Source organism: Jiangella alba (assembly GCF_900106035.1).
In the GTDB taxonomy this organism is placed as follows: domain Bacteria; phylum Actinomycetota; class Actinomycetes; order Jiangellales; family Jiangellaceae; genus Jiangella; species Jiangella alba.
Genome location: NZ_FNUC01000004.1, coordinates 2686866 through 2701822, shown reverse-complemented (window position 1 = coordinate 2701822; position 14957 = coordinate 2686866). Strand labels below are relative to the sequence as shown.

Annotated in this window: 12 protein-coding genes; 3 read left to right on the top strand and 9 right to left on the bottom strand. The window is 71.5% G+C overall.

Features of this window, described 5'->3' with window-relative positions; all coding sequences use genetic code 11:
• Positions 1 to 405 precede the first annotated feature (405 nt).
• A complete protein-coding gene (locus tag BLV02_RS30455; protein ID WP_216094523.1) occupies positions 406 to 2070 on the top strand; it encodes an acetolactate synthase in 1665 nt (554 codons plus the stop codon).
• A gap of 20 nt (positions 2071 to 2090) precedes the next feature.
• Here the strand turns inward: BLV02_RS30455 and BLV02_RS30450 are convergent, their stop codons facing one another.
• The 9 genes from BLV02_RS30450 to BLV02_RS30410 form a co-directional block, all read right to left on the bottom strand.
• Positions 2091 to 3131 carry a Gfo/Idh/MocA family protein gene (locus tag BLV02_RS30450; RefSeq protein ID WP_069114287.1) on the bottom strand — a complete coding sequence of 347 codons (1041 nt, stop codon included), beginning with the start codon at positions 3129 to 3131 and terminating at the stop codon, positions 2091 to 2093.
• Positions 3132 to 3165: 34 nt separating this feature from the next.
• Complete coding sequence (locus tag BLV02_RS30445) at positions 3166 to 5316, bottom strand: glycosyl hydrolase family 28-related protein (protein WP_171906861.1); 2151 nt, start codon at positions 5314 to 5316, stop codon at positions 3166 to 3168.
• A 118-nt stretch (positions 5317 to 5434) separates the two neighbouring features.
• Positions 5435 to 6670, bottom strand: a complete 1236-nt coding sequence (locus tag BLV02_RS36035; protein WP_069114289.1) for a Gfo/Idh/MocA family protein — start codon at positions 6668 to 6670, stop codon at positions 5435 to 5437.
• 32 nt (positions 6671 to 6702) lie between these two features.
• Positions 6703 to 8505, bottom strand: a complete 1803-nt coding sequence (locus tag BLV02_RS30435) for an ABC transporter substrate-binding protein (protein WP_069114290.1) — start codon at positions 8503 to 8505, stop codon at positions 6703 to 6705.
• A gap of 25 nt (positions 8506 to 8530) precedes the next feature.
• Positions 8531 to 8728 carry a hypothetical protein gene (locus BLV02_RS30430; protein WP_069114291.1) on the bottom strand — a complete coding sequence of 66 codons (198 nt, stop codon included), beginning with the start codon at positions 8726 to 8728 and terminating at the stop codon, positions 8531 to 8533.
• The gene (locus BLV02_RS30425; RefSeq protein ID WP_069114292.1) at positions 8725 to 9762 is read right to left on the bottom strand and encodes an ABC transporter ATP-binding protein; all 1038 of its coding nucleotides are present in this window, start codon (positions 9760 to 9762) and stop codon (positions 8725 to 8727) included. Before BLV02_RS30425 ends, BLV02_RS30430 begins: the two co-directional genes overlap by 4 nt.
• Positions 9755 to 10774, bottom strand: a complete 1020-nt coding sequence (locus tag BLV02_RS30420) for an ABC transporter ATP-binding protein (RefSeq protein ID WP_069114481.1) — start codon at positions 10772 to 10774, stop codon at positions 9755 to 9757. Before BLV02_RS30420 ends, BLV02_RS30425 begins: the two co-directional genes overlap by 8 nt.
• A gap of 8 nt (positions 10775 to 10782) precedes the next feature.
• Positions 10783 to 11664, bottom strand: a complete 882-nt coding sequence (locus BLV02_RS30415; RefSeq protein WP_069114293.1) for an ABC transporter permease — start codon at positions 11662 to 11664, stop codon at positions 10783 to 10785.
• A gap of 2 nt (positions 11665 to 11666) precedes the next feature.
• A complete protein-coding gene (locus BLV02_RS30410) occupies positions 11667 to 12767 on the bottom strand; it encodes an ABC transporter permease (RefSeq protein ID WP_216094524.1) in 1101 nt (366 codons plus the stop codon).
• Positions 12768 to 13027: 260 nt separating this feature from the next.
• On the opposite strand from BLV02_RS30410, the gene BLV02_RS30405 reads away from it, so the two are divergent.
• Complete coding sequence (locus tag BLV02_RS30405; RefSeq protein ID WP_069114295.1) at positions 13028 to 14203, top strand: ROK family protein; 1176 nt, start codon at positions 13028 to 13030, stop codon at positions 14201 to 14203.
• Positions 14200 to 14904, top strand: a complete 705-nt coding sequence (locus tag BLV02_RS30400; RefSeq protein WP_069114296.1) for a PIG-L deacetylase family protein — start codon at positions 14200 to 14202, stop codon at positions 14902 to 14904. Before BLV02_RS30405 ends, BLV02_RS30400 begins: the two co-directional genes overlap by 4 nt.
• Positions 14905 to 14957 lie beyond the last annotated feature (53 nt).

Below are 14957 nucleotides of genomic sequence, written 5' to 3'. Positions count from 1 at the left end.
TCACCGGCCAGTACACCCCTATTCAAGGCGCGCTGCACCCCACATCAGAGCCGGTTCGATCGATGTCAGATCGCTGCCGAAACGACGTGGGGTCATGGTCGTGGACGCGACATCGTGCTCGCATCAATCACGCAGCGATCTCACAACGTCGCACGCGAGGCCGACCGAACGAAGGGAAGAACCCATTCGGACTCATTCATCTAAGAGGTGTCTGATGGATATTGGCGGATGCGGGCGGCGTCCAGTCGTCGGTCCAGCAAGGCGGAGGAGGAGTTCGATGCGGAGCCATCGGCCGACGACGACAACGCAGCTGGTCGGCGCCTGGGCGTCGATCCGCGCCGCCGAAGATCCGTCAGAGACCTCCTTGAGCCATGATCACCCCATGGATTCCGGTACGGTGACCGCGTGAGTATTTCGCAGCGCAAAGATCTCACCCTCAGTGGCCACGCCGGTCAGCACGCCCTGGCCGTCGCCGAGGCGCACGGCGTCGGCACCATGTGGACGCTGTCCGGCGCCCACGTGTTCCCGCTGTACGACGCCGTCGTCAAGGCCGAGTCGCCCACCCGCATCGTCGACGTGCGGCACGAGCAGACCGCCGTCTTCGGCGCCGAGGCGACCGCGAAGCTGACCCGCGAGCCGGGGCTGGTGGTGCTCACCGCGGGCCCGGGCGTCACCAACGGCGTCAGCGGCATCGCGCAGGCCTACTTCAGCGGCGTCCCGCTGCTGGCCGTGGGCGGCCGCGCACCGGCCTGGCGCTGGGGCACCGGCGCGCTGCAGGAACTCGACCACCCGCCGCTGCTGGCCCCGGTCACGAAGCTGGCGGCGACGGCGCACAAGGCGGCCGACGTCGGCCCGGTGATCGACCGCGCGCTCAGCGTGGCCCGGTCGGCGCACCGCGGGCCGGTCTTCGTCGACGTCCCGATGGACGAGCTGTACAGCTTCGCCGACGTCACGCTGGAGGTCACCCCGCCGGCGCCGCGGCCGGAGCCCGACCCCGACGACCTCACCGCCATCGCGACGGCCATCTACGAGTCGCGGCACCCGGTCGTCGTGCTCGGCTCGGACGTCTGGATGGACGGCGCCGAGGCGGCAGCGGTGCGCTTCGCCGACGAGACCGGCATCCCGGTCGTGGCCAACGGCATGGGCCGCGGCGTGCTGCCGAAGGGGCACCGGCTGCTGGTCACCCGGGCGCGGTCGGCGGCGTTCAAGAACGCCGACCTCGTCGTCGTGGTGGGCACGCCGCTGGACTTCCGGCTCGGCTTCGGCACGTTCGGCGGCTCCGACGGCGCCGCGCCGGCGCGGGTCGTGCACGTCGCCGACTCCCCCGAGGGCCTCGCGACGCACGTCGAGCTGACGGCCAGCGCGTCCGGCGACCTCAGCATGGTGCTCGACGGCATCCTGCACTCGCTGCGGGCCACCCGGCGCTGGGACGACTGGGCGAACGACCTGCGCGACCAGGCGGCGGCCGCCGTCGAGCGCGACGCCCCGCTGCTGGCGTCGGAGGGCGAGCCGATCCACCCGGCGCGCATCTACGGCGAGCTCAACCGCGTCCTCGACGACGAGGCCGTCGTCGTCGGCGACGGCGGCGACTTCGTGTCGTGGGCCGGCAAGCTGATCGAGCCCGGCCGGCCCGGCTGCTGGCTCGACCCCGGCCCGTACGGCTGCCTCGGCGCCGGCGCGGGCGCCGCCGCGGCCGCCCGGCTGGCCCGTCCGGACAGCCAGGTCGTGCTGCTCTACGGCGACGGCGCCGCCGGCATGTCGCTGATGGACGTCGACACCCTGGTCCGGCACGACCTCCCGGTGGTCATGGTGGTCGGCAACAACGGCGCTTGGGGCCTGGAGAAGCACCCGATGCGGTTCCTCTACGGCTACGACGTCGCCGCCGACCTGCGCCCCGAGACCGGCTACGACGCCGTCGTCGAGGCGCTCGGCGGGGCCGGCGAGACCGTCACCGACCCCGGCGACGTCGGCCCGGCCCTGCGCCGCGCCTTCGACGCCGGCGTCCCGTACCTCGTCAACGTCCAGTGCGACCCGAAGATCGCCTACCCCCGCTCCACCACCGGCATCTGAGCGGCACCGGCTGAGGCCCGCTACAGCAGCCCGGTCTGCCGGCGGGCCCGCTCGATCACCTCGATCTGGCGGCGGACGCTCTGCAGCGTGACGTGCAGGTCGGCGCCGCCTCGCAGGGTGCGGGCCAGGTGCTGGTAGTAGAGCGCCGTCCGCTCGGCGACGCCCGGGTCGAACCGGCGGGTCTCCTGCTGCCAGCCGATCGTGTCGCCGCTGAGGTAGGACCGGCCCGGCGGCGTGCCCTCGTGCAGCTCGACCTCCTCGGCGGTGTCGGGGTCGTACCACGTGAGGTGCAGTGACTCGTCGGTGGCCGTGAGTCCGCCGGTGCTGCCGGCGATCAGCCAGCCCGACTGCGGCGTGGCGATCGCCGAGCTGGACTCCAGGTCCAGCAGCGGGCCGGTCTTGGGCTTCATGACCAGCTTGACGTGGTCCTCGGCGTCGCCGGCGGAGATCGTGTGCCTGAGGTCGGCGAACAGCTCGAGCGGGCCGTCGTCGACCAGCAACAGCAGCTGGTCGAGAAAGTGCGAGGCGGTGTTCGGCAACTCGCCGCCGCCGTACCTGCGGACGGTCTGCCAGTCGGACCGCCGGGTGTAGCGGTGCACCGACCGGCGGATGAGGATCAGCTCGCCGAGCCGGCCCGACGCGATGATCTCGCGCACAGCCAGGAAGCTGGGCTCGAACCGGTTGTTCTGGAAGCAGGTGGCCACCCGCCCGGCCCGGTTCGCGGCCGCGATCAGGGTGTCCACCTCGGCGGTGCTCTGGGCCAGCGGCTTCTCCACGACGACGTGCTTGCCGGCGTCGAGGGCGGCCACGCCGAGCGGCACGTGGGTGTGCGACGGCGTGGCCACCACGACCAGCTCCACCCGGCCGTCGGCCAGCAGCTCACCGGGCTCGGCGTAGCCGGCGCAGCCGAACCGGGCCTCGGCCTCGGCACGTCGCTCGGGATCGGGATCGGCCGCGGCGACGATGCTGTACTGGTCGAGCTCGGCCAGTCCGGCGGCATGCAGGTGCCACCCGCTGCGGCCGAGGCCGATGAGGCCGACCCGGATCGGTGCGTCAGTCACGGTGCGTGCTCTCCTTCGGGTGCGACGGCCCTGGTCAGGCGTCGACGGTGGCGAACGGGGCGAACCGCGGCGCGGCGAAGCCGACCGCGCTCGCGCTGGCGGCGGCGTCCAGGTTGCGGTCAAGCCGCACCGTGGTGCCGCCGATCTGCACGATCCGCCGGACCTGGTTCCCGGTGGCGATCACGATCACCTGGCCGACCCGGAGCGCCGCGGCGTCGTTCACCGTCAGCTTGGCCGTCCCCGCCGTCCCGGTGCCGGTCACGCCGGTGAGCGTGCCGGCGGTGCCGGATCCGAGCACCCGGTAGCCGACCGGCGCGGCGGGGCCGCTGACCTCGCCGGTCACCCAGAGCAGGTCCCCGGCGTCGAAGGTGCCGCTCTGCGGCGGGAAGCTGGGCGTGAACGCGATCCGCTCGCGCACCTCGTCGGTCTCGATGCCGGGCGCCAGGTCGAGCCAGAGCCCGCCCTGCTTGCTGCGCACCAGGTTGTCGCGGATCACCACGTGGGCATAGCTGCCCTCCGCCTCGTTGGCCCGGATGGCGTACAGCCCCTTGGCCTGGGCGTAGGTGTCGATGATCGTGTTGTCGGTGATGCGCGCCCCGAAGACGGCGGACTGCACCAGGATGCCGGCCCGGAACCGCTCCGCCTTGGCCGGATAGTGCCCCGGGTTGGTGATCACGTTCCCGGTGACGGCGACGTTGGTGCTGGTCCCCTTCTTCTCCCGGTTGCCGATGACGATGCCGGTCAGCGGCGGGTTCTTGATGACGTTGTCGGCGATGACCACGTTGGTCATGTCGTTCGCCCGCATCAGCCCGATGCCGAAGGCGTACTGCTCCCAGAGCACCTCGCGCTGCTCGAACTCCTCCTGGTACAGCACGGTGTTGCCGGTGATGACGATGTTCTCGAACGGCGAGGTGTCGGGCATGAACTCGCCCGGGAAGGTGCCGATGCCCATCATCCCGGACCGGTTGTGCGTCTTGTTGGCCAGGCTGACGGTGTTCCCGGCGATCGTCACGTTGCGCACCGGCCGGTCCTTGCGCGGCCAGAGCTGAATGCCGTGGGCGGCGTTGGAGAAGGTGTTGCCCGTGATGGTCATGTCGGCGATGTCGCCGCCGTACTCCGAGGACTGGGCGTTGACGCCGGTGATGTAGCCGTCGGAGATGTTGTTGGAGACCACGCTCTGCGCCCCGTGGGTCTCCATGGCGCCGAACGCCATCTCCTCGACGGCTGCGCGGAACCGGTTGCCGGTGATGGTGTGCGCGACGCCGTTGACGTAGATCGCCGAGTTGTCGTAGTTGCGGTCACCCTTGGCCTTGACGAAGTCGAACACGCAGTTGCTGATCCTGGCGTTGCGGCACTGGTAGTTGTTGATCACCACCGAGTTGACGCCGCAGGTCGGAGCGAACGTGACGTGGTCGACCTCGATGTTGTCGTAGTTGAACAGGCCGATGCAGAACTGCCGCCACCAGAGGTCGCCGGTGGCGTCCCGGCCCGGCTGGGTGGCCGGGCCGTTGATGAAGCACGACGTGTTGGCGGCGACGTTCTGGTCGATCTTCAGGTGGCTGATGCTCACGTCGCGGACGATGTCCTCGCCCCAGAACCCGCCGAGGATCACCCAGTAGTCGCCCGCGTTGTCCTTCACCTTGAGCACCGAGTTGTCGCCCTCGCCGCGCAGGTTCACCTTGCTGCGCAGCCGGATCCGCCGCTCGTTCGTCTTCGGCGAGACGATGTAAGTGCCGGCCGGGAAGTAGACGGTCCCGCCGCCCAGCTGCGAGACCGCGTCGATGGCGGCCTGGATGCGGTCGTGGTCGTCGGTGCTGCCGTCGCCGGTCGCGCCGAACCAGGTGACCCGGACCTCGTCCCGGCTGAACACCCGCTTGAACCGCTTGCCGTTCGTGGAGACCAGCACCAGCCCGGTGTCGTCGGCGCTGGTGGTGTCGGCCGGGTCGTGCTTGAAGACGCCCTCCTTGCCGGCGTCGGCGACGTAGTAGAGGTAGTTGGCCTGGGGCGCGGTCTCCGCCCGCAGCTGGTCGACGGTGGTCGTCAGGCAGAAGTCGAACGCCAGCAACGCGCGCATGGTCGGCCCTGCGGCGGGGACGGCGCTGCGCTCGGCCGCGCCGGCACCGGCGGCCGCGGTGAGCGTCAGCCCGCCCGCGCCCAGTGCGGCGAGCATCGTCCGGCGTGCCATCGAAGACTGGGGTTCGCTGGGTGTGGCCATGGTTCCCTCCAGATGACGTCGAGGTCGGGCGGTGCGGCCGCCCTGCTGGGGAAGCGTGCTAGCGGATTTCGAACCAGGTGCTGGACGGTCAGACGACCGGGCCGAAGACCTGCCGGTGGTGTGCGGTGAGGTCGACCTGCCGGCCGGTGGCCGCGGACTCCTCGGCGCCGGCCGCGACCAGCACGGCGGCGATGCCTTCCCGGACGCCCGCCCGGGACAGGTCGGGAACTCCGGCGACGGTGTGCCAGAAGGCGTGGCCGATCACCGCGTCGCCGCCGTGGTGACCGGAGTCGTTCGTGGTGACCAGTTCCTCGTGGCTGCGCCAGCCGTCATCGGCCGGATTCGGGCTGCTGACGACGATGCGGCCGCTGGCCAGATCGCCCTCCAGGGCGCCGTCCGTGCCGAAGATCCGCAGCCGCCGGTTGGTGTGGGGCTGCGCCATCGCCGCCGTCAGGGTGCACAGCGTGCCGCCGGCGAACTCGACGATCGCCTGCTGGTGATCGGGGATGTCGGCCCCGAGGTCGTACGGGTTGTTCTCCTCGTGCGGCACGAAGACGTCGGTCCAGTCGCGCTCGCCGAAGTCGAGTTCGAGACCGGTGTCGCGGGTGATGAACCGCTCTCGTTTCTCCGCCTCCGGCCGGGGCCTGAAGTGGCTGCGGGCGGCCATCGAGAACACCCGGACCGGTGGTGTGCCGACCAGCCAGTTGAGGATGTCGAAGTCGTGGCAGCACTTCTCCACCATGAAGCCGCCGCTGCGCGCCGCACTGGCGCGCCAGCTCCGGTGGAACAGCCTGGTCAGCCCGGTGCCGAGGTTCTCGTCCGCGTCGATGGCCAGGATCTCGCCCAGGGATCCGCCGGCCACGATCTCGCGGACCCGGGCGTAGAACGGCACGTAGCGCAGCACGAAGCCGACGACGATCCGGTCGGCCGCGCGCTCGGTGGCGGCCCACAGCGCGGCACACTCGGCCACGCTGATCGCCACCGGCTTCTCGGCCAGCACCGTCAGGCCCGCGTCGGCGGCGGCGACGATGTCGGGCGCATGCTGGTCGTTCGGGGTGCCGATGACCACGGCGTCGAGCTCGCTCGCCGCCAGGGCCTCCGGCGCCAGCAGCTCGGCCCCGGTCTCGTACGGTGTGGCGGATTCGCCGCCGAAGAGCTTCCCGAAGGCCTCCCGGCGGGCCGGATCGGGATCGGCGACCGCCGCGAGCTCGATCGTGCCGGTCAGTTCGGCCGGGATGTTGGTGAAGTAGGCGCCGGCCCGGACGCCGGCGCCGATCACGCCGACCCGGTACCGGCCGCGGCCGGTCTCACGCTGCGCTGTCACATGAGCTCCTCTGCGATGCGGGGCGATGGAGGTCAGGCCGGCTCGAGGGTGCCGTCGAACATCAGGATCGCGGTCGGGTTGTCGGCGTAGATCGAGTTCTGCATCACCGACGCGTCGTCGTCCGGGTAGCCGGTCACCGCGCTGGTCAGCACCGGGTTGTTGGCGTACCGCTCGACCAGCGGCACGATCGGCAGCAACTCGTTGAAGGCCAGCGCCAGGGTGGTCGCCTTGCCCTTCAGCTCCTCGGGCGAGGCGCCGACGGCGCTGTCGATGACGGCCTGCTCGAGGTCGATCTCGCCGACCGCGTCGGTCTGCTGGGTGAGCGGGAAGTCGATGCCCCGGTCCGGCGCCAGCATCGCGTAGTTGAAGGTGAGGAAGTCGGCGATGTAGGCCTCGGACGGGAACGGGTTCCCCGTCATGCCCCAGGTCAGGATCGCCAGGTCGAACTCGCCCTTGCCGATGTCCAGCCGCACCTGGGTGTTGTCGCCGCCGCGCTGGACGATCTCGAAGCCCCACTCGTTGAGCTGGCCGGCGACGTTCTGCGCCGCGGCGGCGTAGTCGATCAGCTGCGTCGGGTAGCTGATGTCGTAGGTCGCCGGCGTGCCCGCGGAGGTGATCCACGTCGCGCCGTCGCGCCGCCAGCCGGCCGCGAGCAGCAGCTGCTCGGCCTTGTCGCGGTCGAACTCGTAGCCGGCCAGCTTGCCCCGGTCGCTCTCGCCGAGCCACTGCTCGACTTGGACGTCGGACATGCCGGACATGTACTGACCGGGTCGTCCGGAGTCGCCGAACGTCACCTCGGCCTGCTGGCTGCGGTCGATGGCGTGCGCCAGCGCCTGCCGCACCCGCTTGTCGGCGAACTCCGGGCGACGGCCGAAGCTGAAGTACAGCGCCAGCCCGCTGTGCACCGGCGGCCGCAGGATCCGGAAGCCCTGCTGCTCCAGCTGCTTCGTGGTGGCCACGGGGAAGGCGTGGGTGGCGTAGTCGATCTTCTCGGCCAGCACCAGCGGGGTGACCGCCTCGGTCTGCCCGTTGTGCACGAGGATGCCGTCCCACGCGACCGTGTCGGCCAGGTAGCCGGTCGGGTTCTTCACCAGCTCCAGCTGGGCGTCCGTGACGGTCGCCGGGTCGAACGCGAACGGGCCGTTGGCCAGCGGCGCGTCCGGGCGGAACTCACCGATCTTCTTGGTCAGCGCGGCCAGGTCCGGGCTCTCCTTCAGCGTGCGGCCGGCGTACAGCGGCTCGACCTCGGCGGCCAGCGGCCCGTACTGGATGTCCGGCACGATCTGCAGCCGCAGCAGGTAGTACTCGACCACCGGCGCGGGCTTGCTCAGCTGGAACGTGACGGTGCGCTCGTCGGTCTGCTCGAACGACGTCACGTACTGGTGCGCCGAGTGCCCGAGCGCGGCCTGCAGCAGCCAGGTGGAGTACACGTCCTTGGCCGTGACGGGGGTGCCGTCGCTCCAGCTCAGCCCGTCGCGGACGACGTAGCTGAAGGTCGTGCGGTCCGCGGCGAACCCGGACGACGGGTCGGCCAGCAGGTGGTAGTACGTCTGGTCCTGCCAGTTGTACATCGCGCCCGGCAGCTGCACCAGGTCGATGAGGTAGCCCAGCCGGATGCCCTCGGCGACGCCGGTCAGCAGGTTGAAGTGTCCCTTCGGCGGCGCTTCGTACGGGTAGGCGGCGCGGAAGATCCGGCGGCCGGGGGTGCCGCCGGGCGACTGCGAGCCGTCGCTGCCGGCTGCGCTGCAGGCGCCCAGTGCGGCGGCCGCGGCGCCGGCCCCGAGGAGGCCGAGGACGGTCCGGCGGGTGAGCAGGACCGGGGTGGGGTCGGACATGGGATTCCTCCGTTGATGAACAGGGTCAGCGGTCGCGCCGCTCGGCGCGGCGGCCCAGCAGCATGGCGACGACGGCGGTGCCGGTCAGCAGCAGACCGATGCACAGGCTGAGCACCGTCGGGACGAACTCCGGCCGGTCCGGCGGGATGGCGAGCAGCAGCAACCCGGCGACGGCCAGTAGGAACAGCCCGGTGCTCAGTCCGGCCCGGGCCAGGGCGATCACCGGGTCACCGCCGAGTCACCGAGCAGCGGCAGTTCGGCCCGGACGTCGGCCGTGCGGTGGCACGCCGCACGGTGGCCGGCAGCGCCGGTGAGCACGGGCCGCTCCAGCTGGCAGGGCTCCGGCCGGGCCATCGGGCAGCGGGGGTGGAACGGGCAGCCGTCGGGGATCGCCGTCAGGCTGGGAACGTCGGCGCTGCGCAGTTCGATGGCGCGCTTGCCGCGGGTGAGGTCGGGGTCGGGCTCGGGCACCGCCGCCAGCAACGCCCGGGTGTACGGGTGCTGCGGGTCGCCGATCACCCGTGACGTCGGGCCGTTCTCCACGATGCGGCCGAGGTACATCACCGCGGTGCGGCCGTCGCGGCCGAAGTACTTCGCCAGGGCGAGATCGTGGGTGATGAACAGATAGCCGACGTCGAGCCGCTCACGCAGGCCGGTGAGCACGTTGAGCAGGCTGATGCGGATGGACACGTCGAGCATCGAGGTCGACTCGTCGGCGATGATGAGCCGCGGTCCGGTGGTCAGCGCGCGGGCGATCGCCACCCGCTGCCGCTGCCCGCCGGAGAGCTGGTGCGGGTACTTGGCCAGGTAGTTCTCCGGTGGGGTCAGGTCCACCATCGACAGCAGCTCGGCCGCGCGCGAGCGCGCCGCCCGGTGCTCGCTCCGGCCGCACCACAACCCCCGCCGCCGCTGCCGGAGCAGCGCGGAGACCAGGGTGCTCTGCACCGTGCGCGTCGGGTTCAGCGACGCGTACGGGTCCTGGTGGATGTACTGCACGGCCCGGCGGAAGGCGACCAGGCCGGATCGGCCCAGCTCCGCCAGCGGCCGTCCGTCGAAGAGCACCCGGCCGGACGACGCGGTGGTCAGCCCGGCGGCGATCCGGGCGGTGGTCGTCTTCCCGGAGCCGCTCTCCCCCACCAAGCAGGTCACCGAGCCGGCGGCCAGCGCCAGGTCGACGCCGTCGACGGCGGGCGCGGGGCCGGCGTCGGTCGGGAAGACCCGGCCGACGTTCTCCAGCCGGAGCAGGGCGTCAGCCACGGTGGCTCACCGCCTCGAGGTCGGTCGCGTCGAGCCGCAGGCACGCGGCCCGGTGATCGACGGAGAGCGTGGTCAGCGGCACGTCGGTGACGGCGCACTCGGGCCCGGCGAACCGGCACCGCGGATGGAACGCGCACCCCGGCGGCAACGCGCCGAAGCCGGGCGGCGAGCCGGGGATGGAGACGATCTCCGGCGCGTCGGCGGCCACCGGCGGCACCGCCCTGATCAGGCCCATGGTGTAGGGGTGCCGCGGCCGGTAGAACAGCTCCCGGGTGGGCCCGAGCTCGACGATCCGCCCGCCGTACATGGTGGCGACCCGGTCGGCCAGTTCGGCGGCCAGCGGCAGGTCGTGCGACACGAACACCATGGCGAACCGGAGCTCGTCCTTCAGCCGGATCAAGGTGTCGACGATGCCCCGCTGGGTTAGGATGTCCAGCGCCGTCGTCGGCTCGTCCAGCACCAGCAGCCGCGGCCGCAGCAGCAGCGCCAGCGCGATCAGCACGCGCTGGCGCATGCCGCCGGACAACTGGTGCGGGTAGGCGTTCAGCACCCGGCCCGGCTCCAGCGCCACCAGCTCCAGCAGCTCGGCGGCCCGGTTGAGGACCACCCGGTCGGCATCGCCGGACCGGTGCGCACGCGCGGTCTCCAGGAACTGGCTCCTGATGCGGGTGAGCGGATTGAGCGCGTTCATCGCGCCCTGGTAGACCATGGCGGCCTCGGCCCAGCGGAAGCGCCGCAGCCGGCCCCCGTCCATGGCGAGCAGGTCGCACCACTCGCCGTCGCCGCTGCGGAACCCGATCGACCCGGACCGCACCTGACCGAGTTTCGGCAGCAGCCGGAGCATGGCCAGCGCCAGCGTCGTCTTGCCGCAGCCGCTCTCGCCCACCAGCGCGACGGCCTCGCCGGGCCGCACGCTCAGGTCGATGTCGCGCAGCACCGGGACGGTGCTCCGGCGGGAGGTCCGGTAGTCGACGTTCAGGCCGCGGATCTCCAGCAGCGCGTCGGTGTTCATCGCCGCGCTCACCCCTGCGCCCGCAGCCGTGGGTTGAGCAGTTCCTCCAGCGAGCGGACCAGCCAGATCGCCGAGAGCTGCAGGATCGCGATGACGATCAGCGGGCTGAGGATGTAGGGCAGCCCGCCGCTGTAGAAGAAGGCGCCCTTGGTCCAGGCCTGGTGGATCATGATGCCCCAGTTGGTCCCGGACATCGGGGCCAGCCCGAGCAGGTACAGCCCGGCGAGCGCGTAGACCGCGCCGGTCATCGCGAGGATGAAGTGGACCAGCAGGTAGCTGGCCATGTTCGGCAGGATCTCCCGGAACAGGATGCGCCAGGTGCCCAGGTCGACCAGCCGGGCCGCCTCGACGAACTCCCGCCCCTTCAGCGACAGCACCTGGGCCCGGACCGCCCGCAGCAGCGACGGCCAGGCCAGCAGCCCCAGCAGGACGGCCAGCAGCGTCGCGCTGTCCAGCCGCAGGTACGCCGACAGCACCAGCAGCAGTACGAACTGTGGCACGGTGAGCACGAAGTCGGTGACCTGCACGATCAGCGAGTCGACCCAGCCGCCTCGGTAGGCGGCCAGGGCCCCGAAGGCCACCGCGATCAGGGTCGACACCCCGGCCGCGACCAGTCCGACGATGACGATGTCGCGGCCGCCGACGAGGATCTGCTTGGCGATGTCCTTGCCCTCGTCGTCGGTGCCGAGCCAGTGTGCCGCGCTCGGCGGCTGGTAGATCGCGGTCAGGTCGGTCGCGGTGTCCGCCTGCACGAACAGCGGGGCGACCAGCGCACCGACGATCATGATCAGGAACACCGCGCCGCCGATGGTTCCGGTGATGCTGCGGGTCAGACCCGCCCGCACGGTGCGCAGCCGGCCACTGGACCGGGCAGGGGTCGTCGAGGCCATGGTCAGCGTCCTTCCTGGCCGGCGGAGATCCGCGGATCGATCCGCGACAGCAGGACGTCGGCCAGCAGGTTCGCGACGATGACCGAGAAGGTGAGCACCAGGATGAAGCCCTGCAGCATCGGGTAGTCCCGCTTGGTCAGCGCGTCGAACAGGTGATAGCCGACGCCGTTGTACTGGAAGATCCGCTCGATGAGGGTCGAGCCGCCGACGACGAACCCGACCGACACCGCCAGCTGCGCGAACAGCGGCAGCACCGCGTTCCGGCCGACGTAGTGCACCCCGATCCGGGCGCCGGTCAGGCCGCGTGCCCTGGCCACCGTCACGAAGTCCTCGTCCAGCACCTGCACGGTGGACGACTTCATGGTGAGGAACCAGCCCCCGAAGGAGGTCAGCACGTAGACCAGGATGGGCAGCCCGGCGTGGAAGAAGATGTCGCCGATGAACTCGGGGGTGAAGCCGGGCTCGACCCCGGCCGAGTGGGTGCCGCGGACCGCGGTGACGTCGAACCAGCCGAACTGCACTCCGAAGACGACCAGGATCAGCATCGCCCACACGTAGTTCGGCACGGCGTGCAGGAACGACGACACGTTGGTCACCACGTGGTCGAGGAGGCCACCGCGCCGGTAGGCGACCAGCACGCCGGCCGCCACGCCGAGGGCGAACGACAGCAGCAGGCCGAGGCCGACGCTGAACAGCGTCCACGGCACGAACGTCGTCAGCTGGCTGACCACCGTCGTGCCCGGTGAGGTGATCGACTCGCCCAGGTCGCCGCGGGCCAGCCCGCCCAGGTACTGCAGGTACTGCTGGACCAGCGGCGCGTCGGGGTCGAACGCGAGCACCGACCGGGCCTGGTTCGCCGCGTCGGCGTATGACAGGCCCTGGCTGCTCATCAGCTGGGCGATGTAGGCGTCGGCCGGGTTGCCCGGCATGAACCTGATCAGGAAGAACGACAGCGACACCACCAGGTACAAGGTGATCGCGCTCTTCCCGACCCGGCGGGCCAGGTAGCTGCGCCAGGGCCACCAGCGGCGGCCGGGCCGGCGCCGGGCCTGCGCCCGCTGGCCGGCCCCGGTGTCGGGCGGAGCGACTTCGGTCAGCGCCACGACTCCCCTCCCTCGCGGATGTGGGCACACCGGCGCCACCGTGGTCACCATGAGTGCCGATCTGCTGGACATGGGTCCCGTCCCGGTCCCCTCGACGGGCGATTCCGGGTGGGATTTTGATAAGTAGGTTTCTTATCCTATCCTCGTCACATCGCAACGGTCAACCGTCGGTTCTGGAGCCGCCCGCCGCGCTCTTTCCGGCCACCATGGTCATGAGGAGGTTTGATGTGATGGCAGGCTCCCCAGCGGTTCTTCGGCAGATGAACCTCGCCAGCGTGCTCAAGGTGATCCGGACTCGCGGCCCACTCACCCGGGCGGAGGTCAAGGCGTACACCGACCTGTCGCGGCCGACGGTCAACGAGGTGCTCGCCGAGTTGTTCGACCGGCAGTTGATCGCCGACGAGGAGCACGTCGACCCTGACGGCCCCCGGCCCGGCCCGCGACCCCGGCTGGTCCGGTTCCGGGCCGAGGCCGGCTGCGTGCTCGGCATCGACGTCGGCGCGTCGAAGACCCTGGTCAAGGTGGGCGACCTGGCCGGACGGGTGCTGGCCGAGGCCCGCCACAAGACCGAAGCCGGCGGGGTGGACCGGCTCTACGGCACCATCGAGGCGGCCGCCGAGCAGGCGCTGGAACGCGCCGGCATGCGGCTGGACCAGGTGCGCGGCGCCGTGCTGAGCACGCCCGGCGTGGTCGACCCCCGCACCGGGACGGTCACCCTCGCCCCGCAGCTGGACGACTGGGCCGGCCAGGCCCCCGGCGACCGCCTGACCACCACGTTCGGCTGCCCGGTCGAGCTGGAGAACGAGATGCGCCTGGCCGTGCTCGGCGAGCAGTGGCAGGGCGTGGCCACCGAGGCCTCGACCGTCGTCTATCTCGGACTGGGCGTGGGCGTCGGCGCCGGCATCCTGCTCAACGGCCACCTGCACCGGGGCTTTCACGGCACCGCCGGCGAGATCGGCTACCTGCCGATCCCGGAGCCGTCCGGTCAGCCGATGCGGCTCGGCCTGGGACCGTTCGAGCTCGCCACCGGCGCCGCCCGGCTGATCGAGCAGGGCCGGCGCGGCGCGAGCTCCGGCCTGCTCCGCGAGCTGGCCGGCGACGGCGAACCGGACGAGCGGACGGTGTTCGCGGCGGCCGCTCAGGGCGACCCGGAGGCGCTGGCCATCGTGGCCGACCATGCCGCCGCGCTCGCTCGCGGCATCGCCTCCGTGGCGCTGGTGGTCGACCCCGAACTGGTGGTCATCGGCGGCGGGCTGTCGGCGGGGGCCGACGTGTTCCTGCCCACGCTGCGCGAACGGGTGGCCGACCTGCTGCCGTTCGAGGCGCCGCCGATCGTCCCGTCCTCGCTGGCCGACCGCGCCGCCGTCGTCGGCGCCCTGCGCCGGGCCGTCGAGCTCGCCGGCGACCGTCTGCTGGAGAACGGAGCGGCCGCATGAGAGTCCTGGCGGTCGCCGCGCACCCGGACGACCTCGAGATCCTCTGCGCCGGCACGCTGCGGCGCTGCGTCGAGCGCGGCGACGAGGTCACCATGGCGCACGTGTCCCGCGGCGACGCCGGCAGCTTCACCCAGGCCCCGGACGAGATCGCGGCCATCCGGGCGGCCGAGGCGGCGTCCGCGGCGGCCGTCGTCGGCGCCGAGTACGTCGGCCTGACCGAATCCGACGGCGCGGTGAACGCCGCCGACGAGGACCAGCGCCGGGCCATGGTCCGGCTGATCCGCGACACCAGGCCGGACCTGGTGATCACCCATGCGGCGAACGACTACATGCCCGACCACAACGAGGTGTCCAAGCTCGTCTTCGACGCCACCTTCACGGCGACACTGCCGAACTACGCCGGCGACCACCCGGCCCACGACCGGGTGCCGGTGCTCTACCACATGGACACCCTCACCGGCGTCGGCTTCACCCCCACCGACTACGTCGACATCAGCGACACCTTCGCGGTCAAGACCAAGGCGCTGGCCATGCACGAGAGCCAGCTGCGCTGGCTGGACGAGCACGACGGTGTCGACACGCTGGAGATGATCGACATCGTCGGCCGCTTCCGCGGCCTGCAGTGCGGCGTCCGCCACGCCGAGGCGTTCGCCGTCCAGCACACCTGGTTGCGGGCCAGCCCGCGCCGCCTCCTCCCCTGATCACTCGATCATGTTCGGCACGGCTCCCCGTGCACGCCGGAAAGGACCCCGAT

Excerpts from the sequence above, each read along its gene's own strand:
- BLV02_RS30400 (WP_069114296.1), top strand. The coding sequence starts at position 14,200 with ATGAGAGTCCTGGCGGTCGCCGCGCACCCGGACGACCTCGAGATCCTC.
- BLV02_RS30435 (WP_069114290.1), bottom strand. The coding sequence starts at position 8,505 with ATGTCCGACCCCACCCCGGTCCTGCTCACCCGCCGGACCGTCCTCGGC.
- BLV02_RS30415 (WP_069114293.1), bottom strand. The coding sequence starts at position 11,664 with ATGGCCTCGACGACCCCTGCCCGGTCCAGTGGCCGGCTGCGCACCGTG.
- BLV02_RS30420 (WP_069114481.1), bottom strand. The coding sequence starts at position 10,774 with ATGAACACCGACGCGCTGCTGGAGATCCGCGGCCTGAACGTCGACTAC.
- BLV02_RS30445 (WP_171906861.1), bottom strand. The coding sequence starts at position 5,316 with ATGGCACGCCGGACGATGCTCGCCGCACTGGGCGCGGGCGGGCTGACG.
- BLV02_RS30405 (WP_069114295.1), top strand. The coding sequence starts at position 13,028 with ATGAACCTCGCCAGCGTGCTCAAGGTGATCCGGACTCGCGGCCCACTC.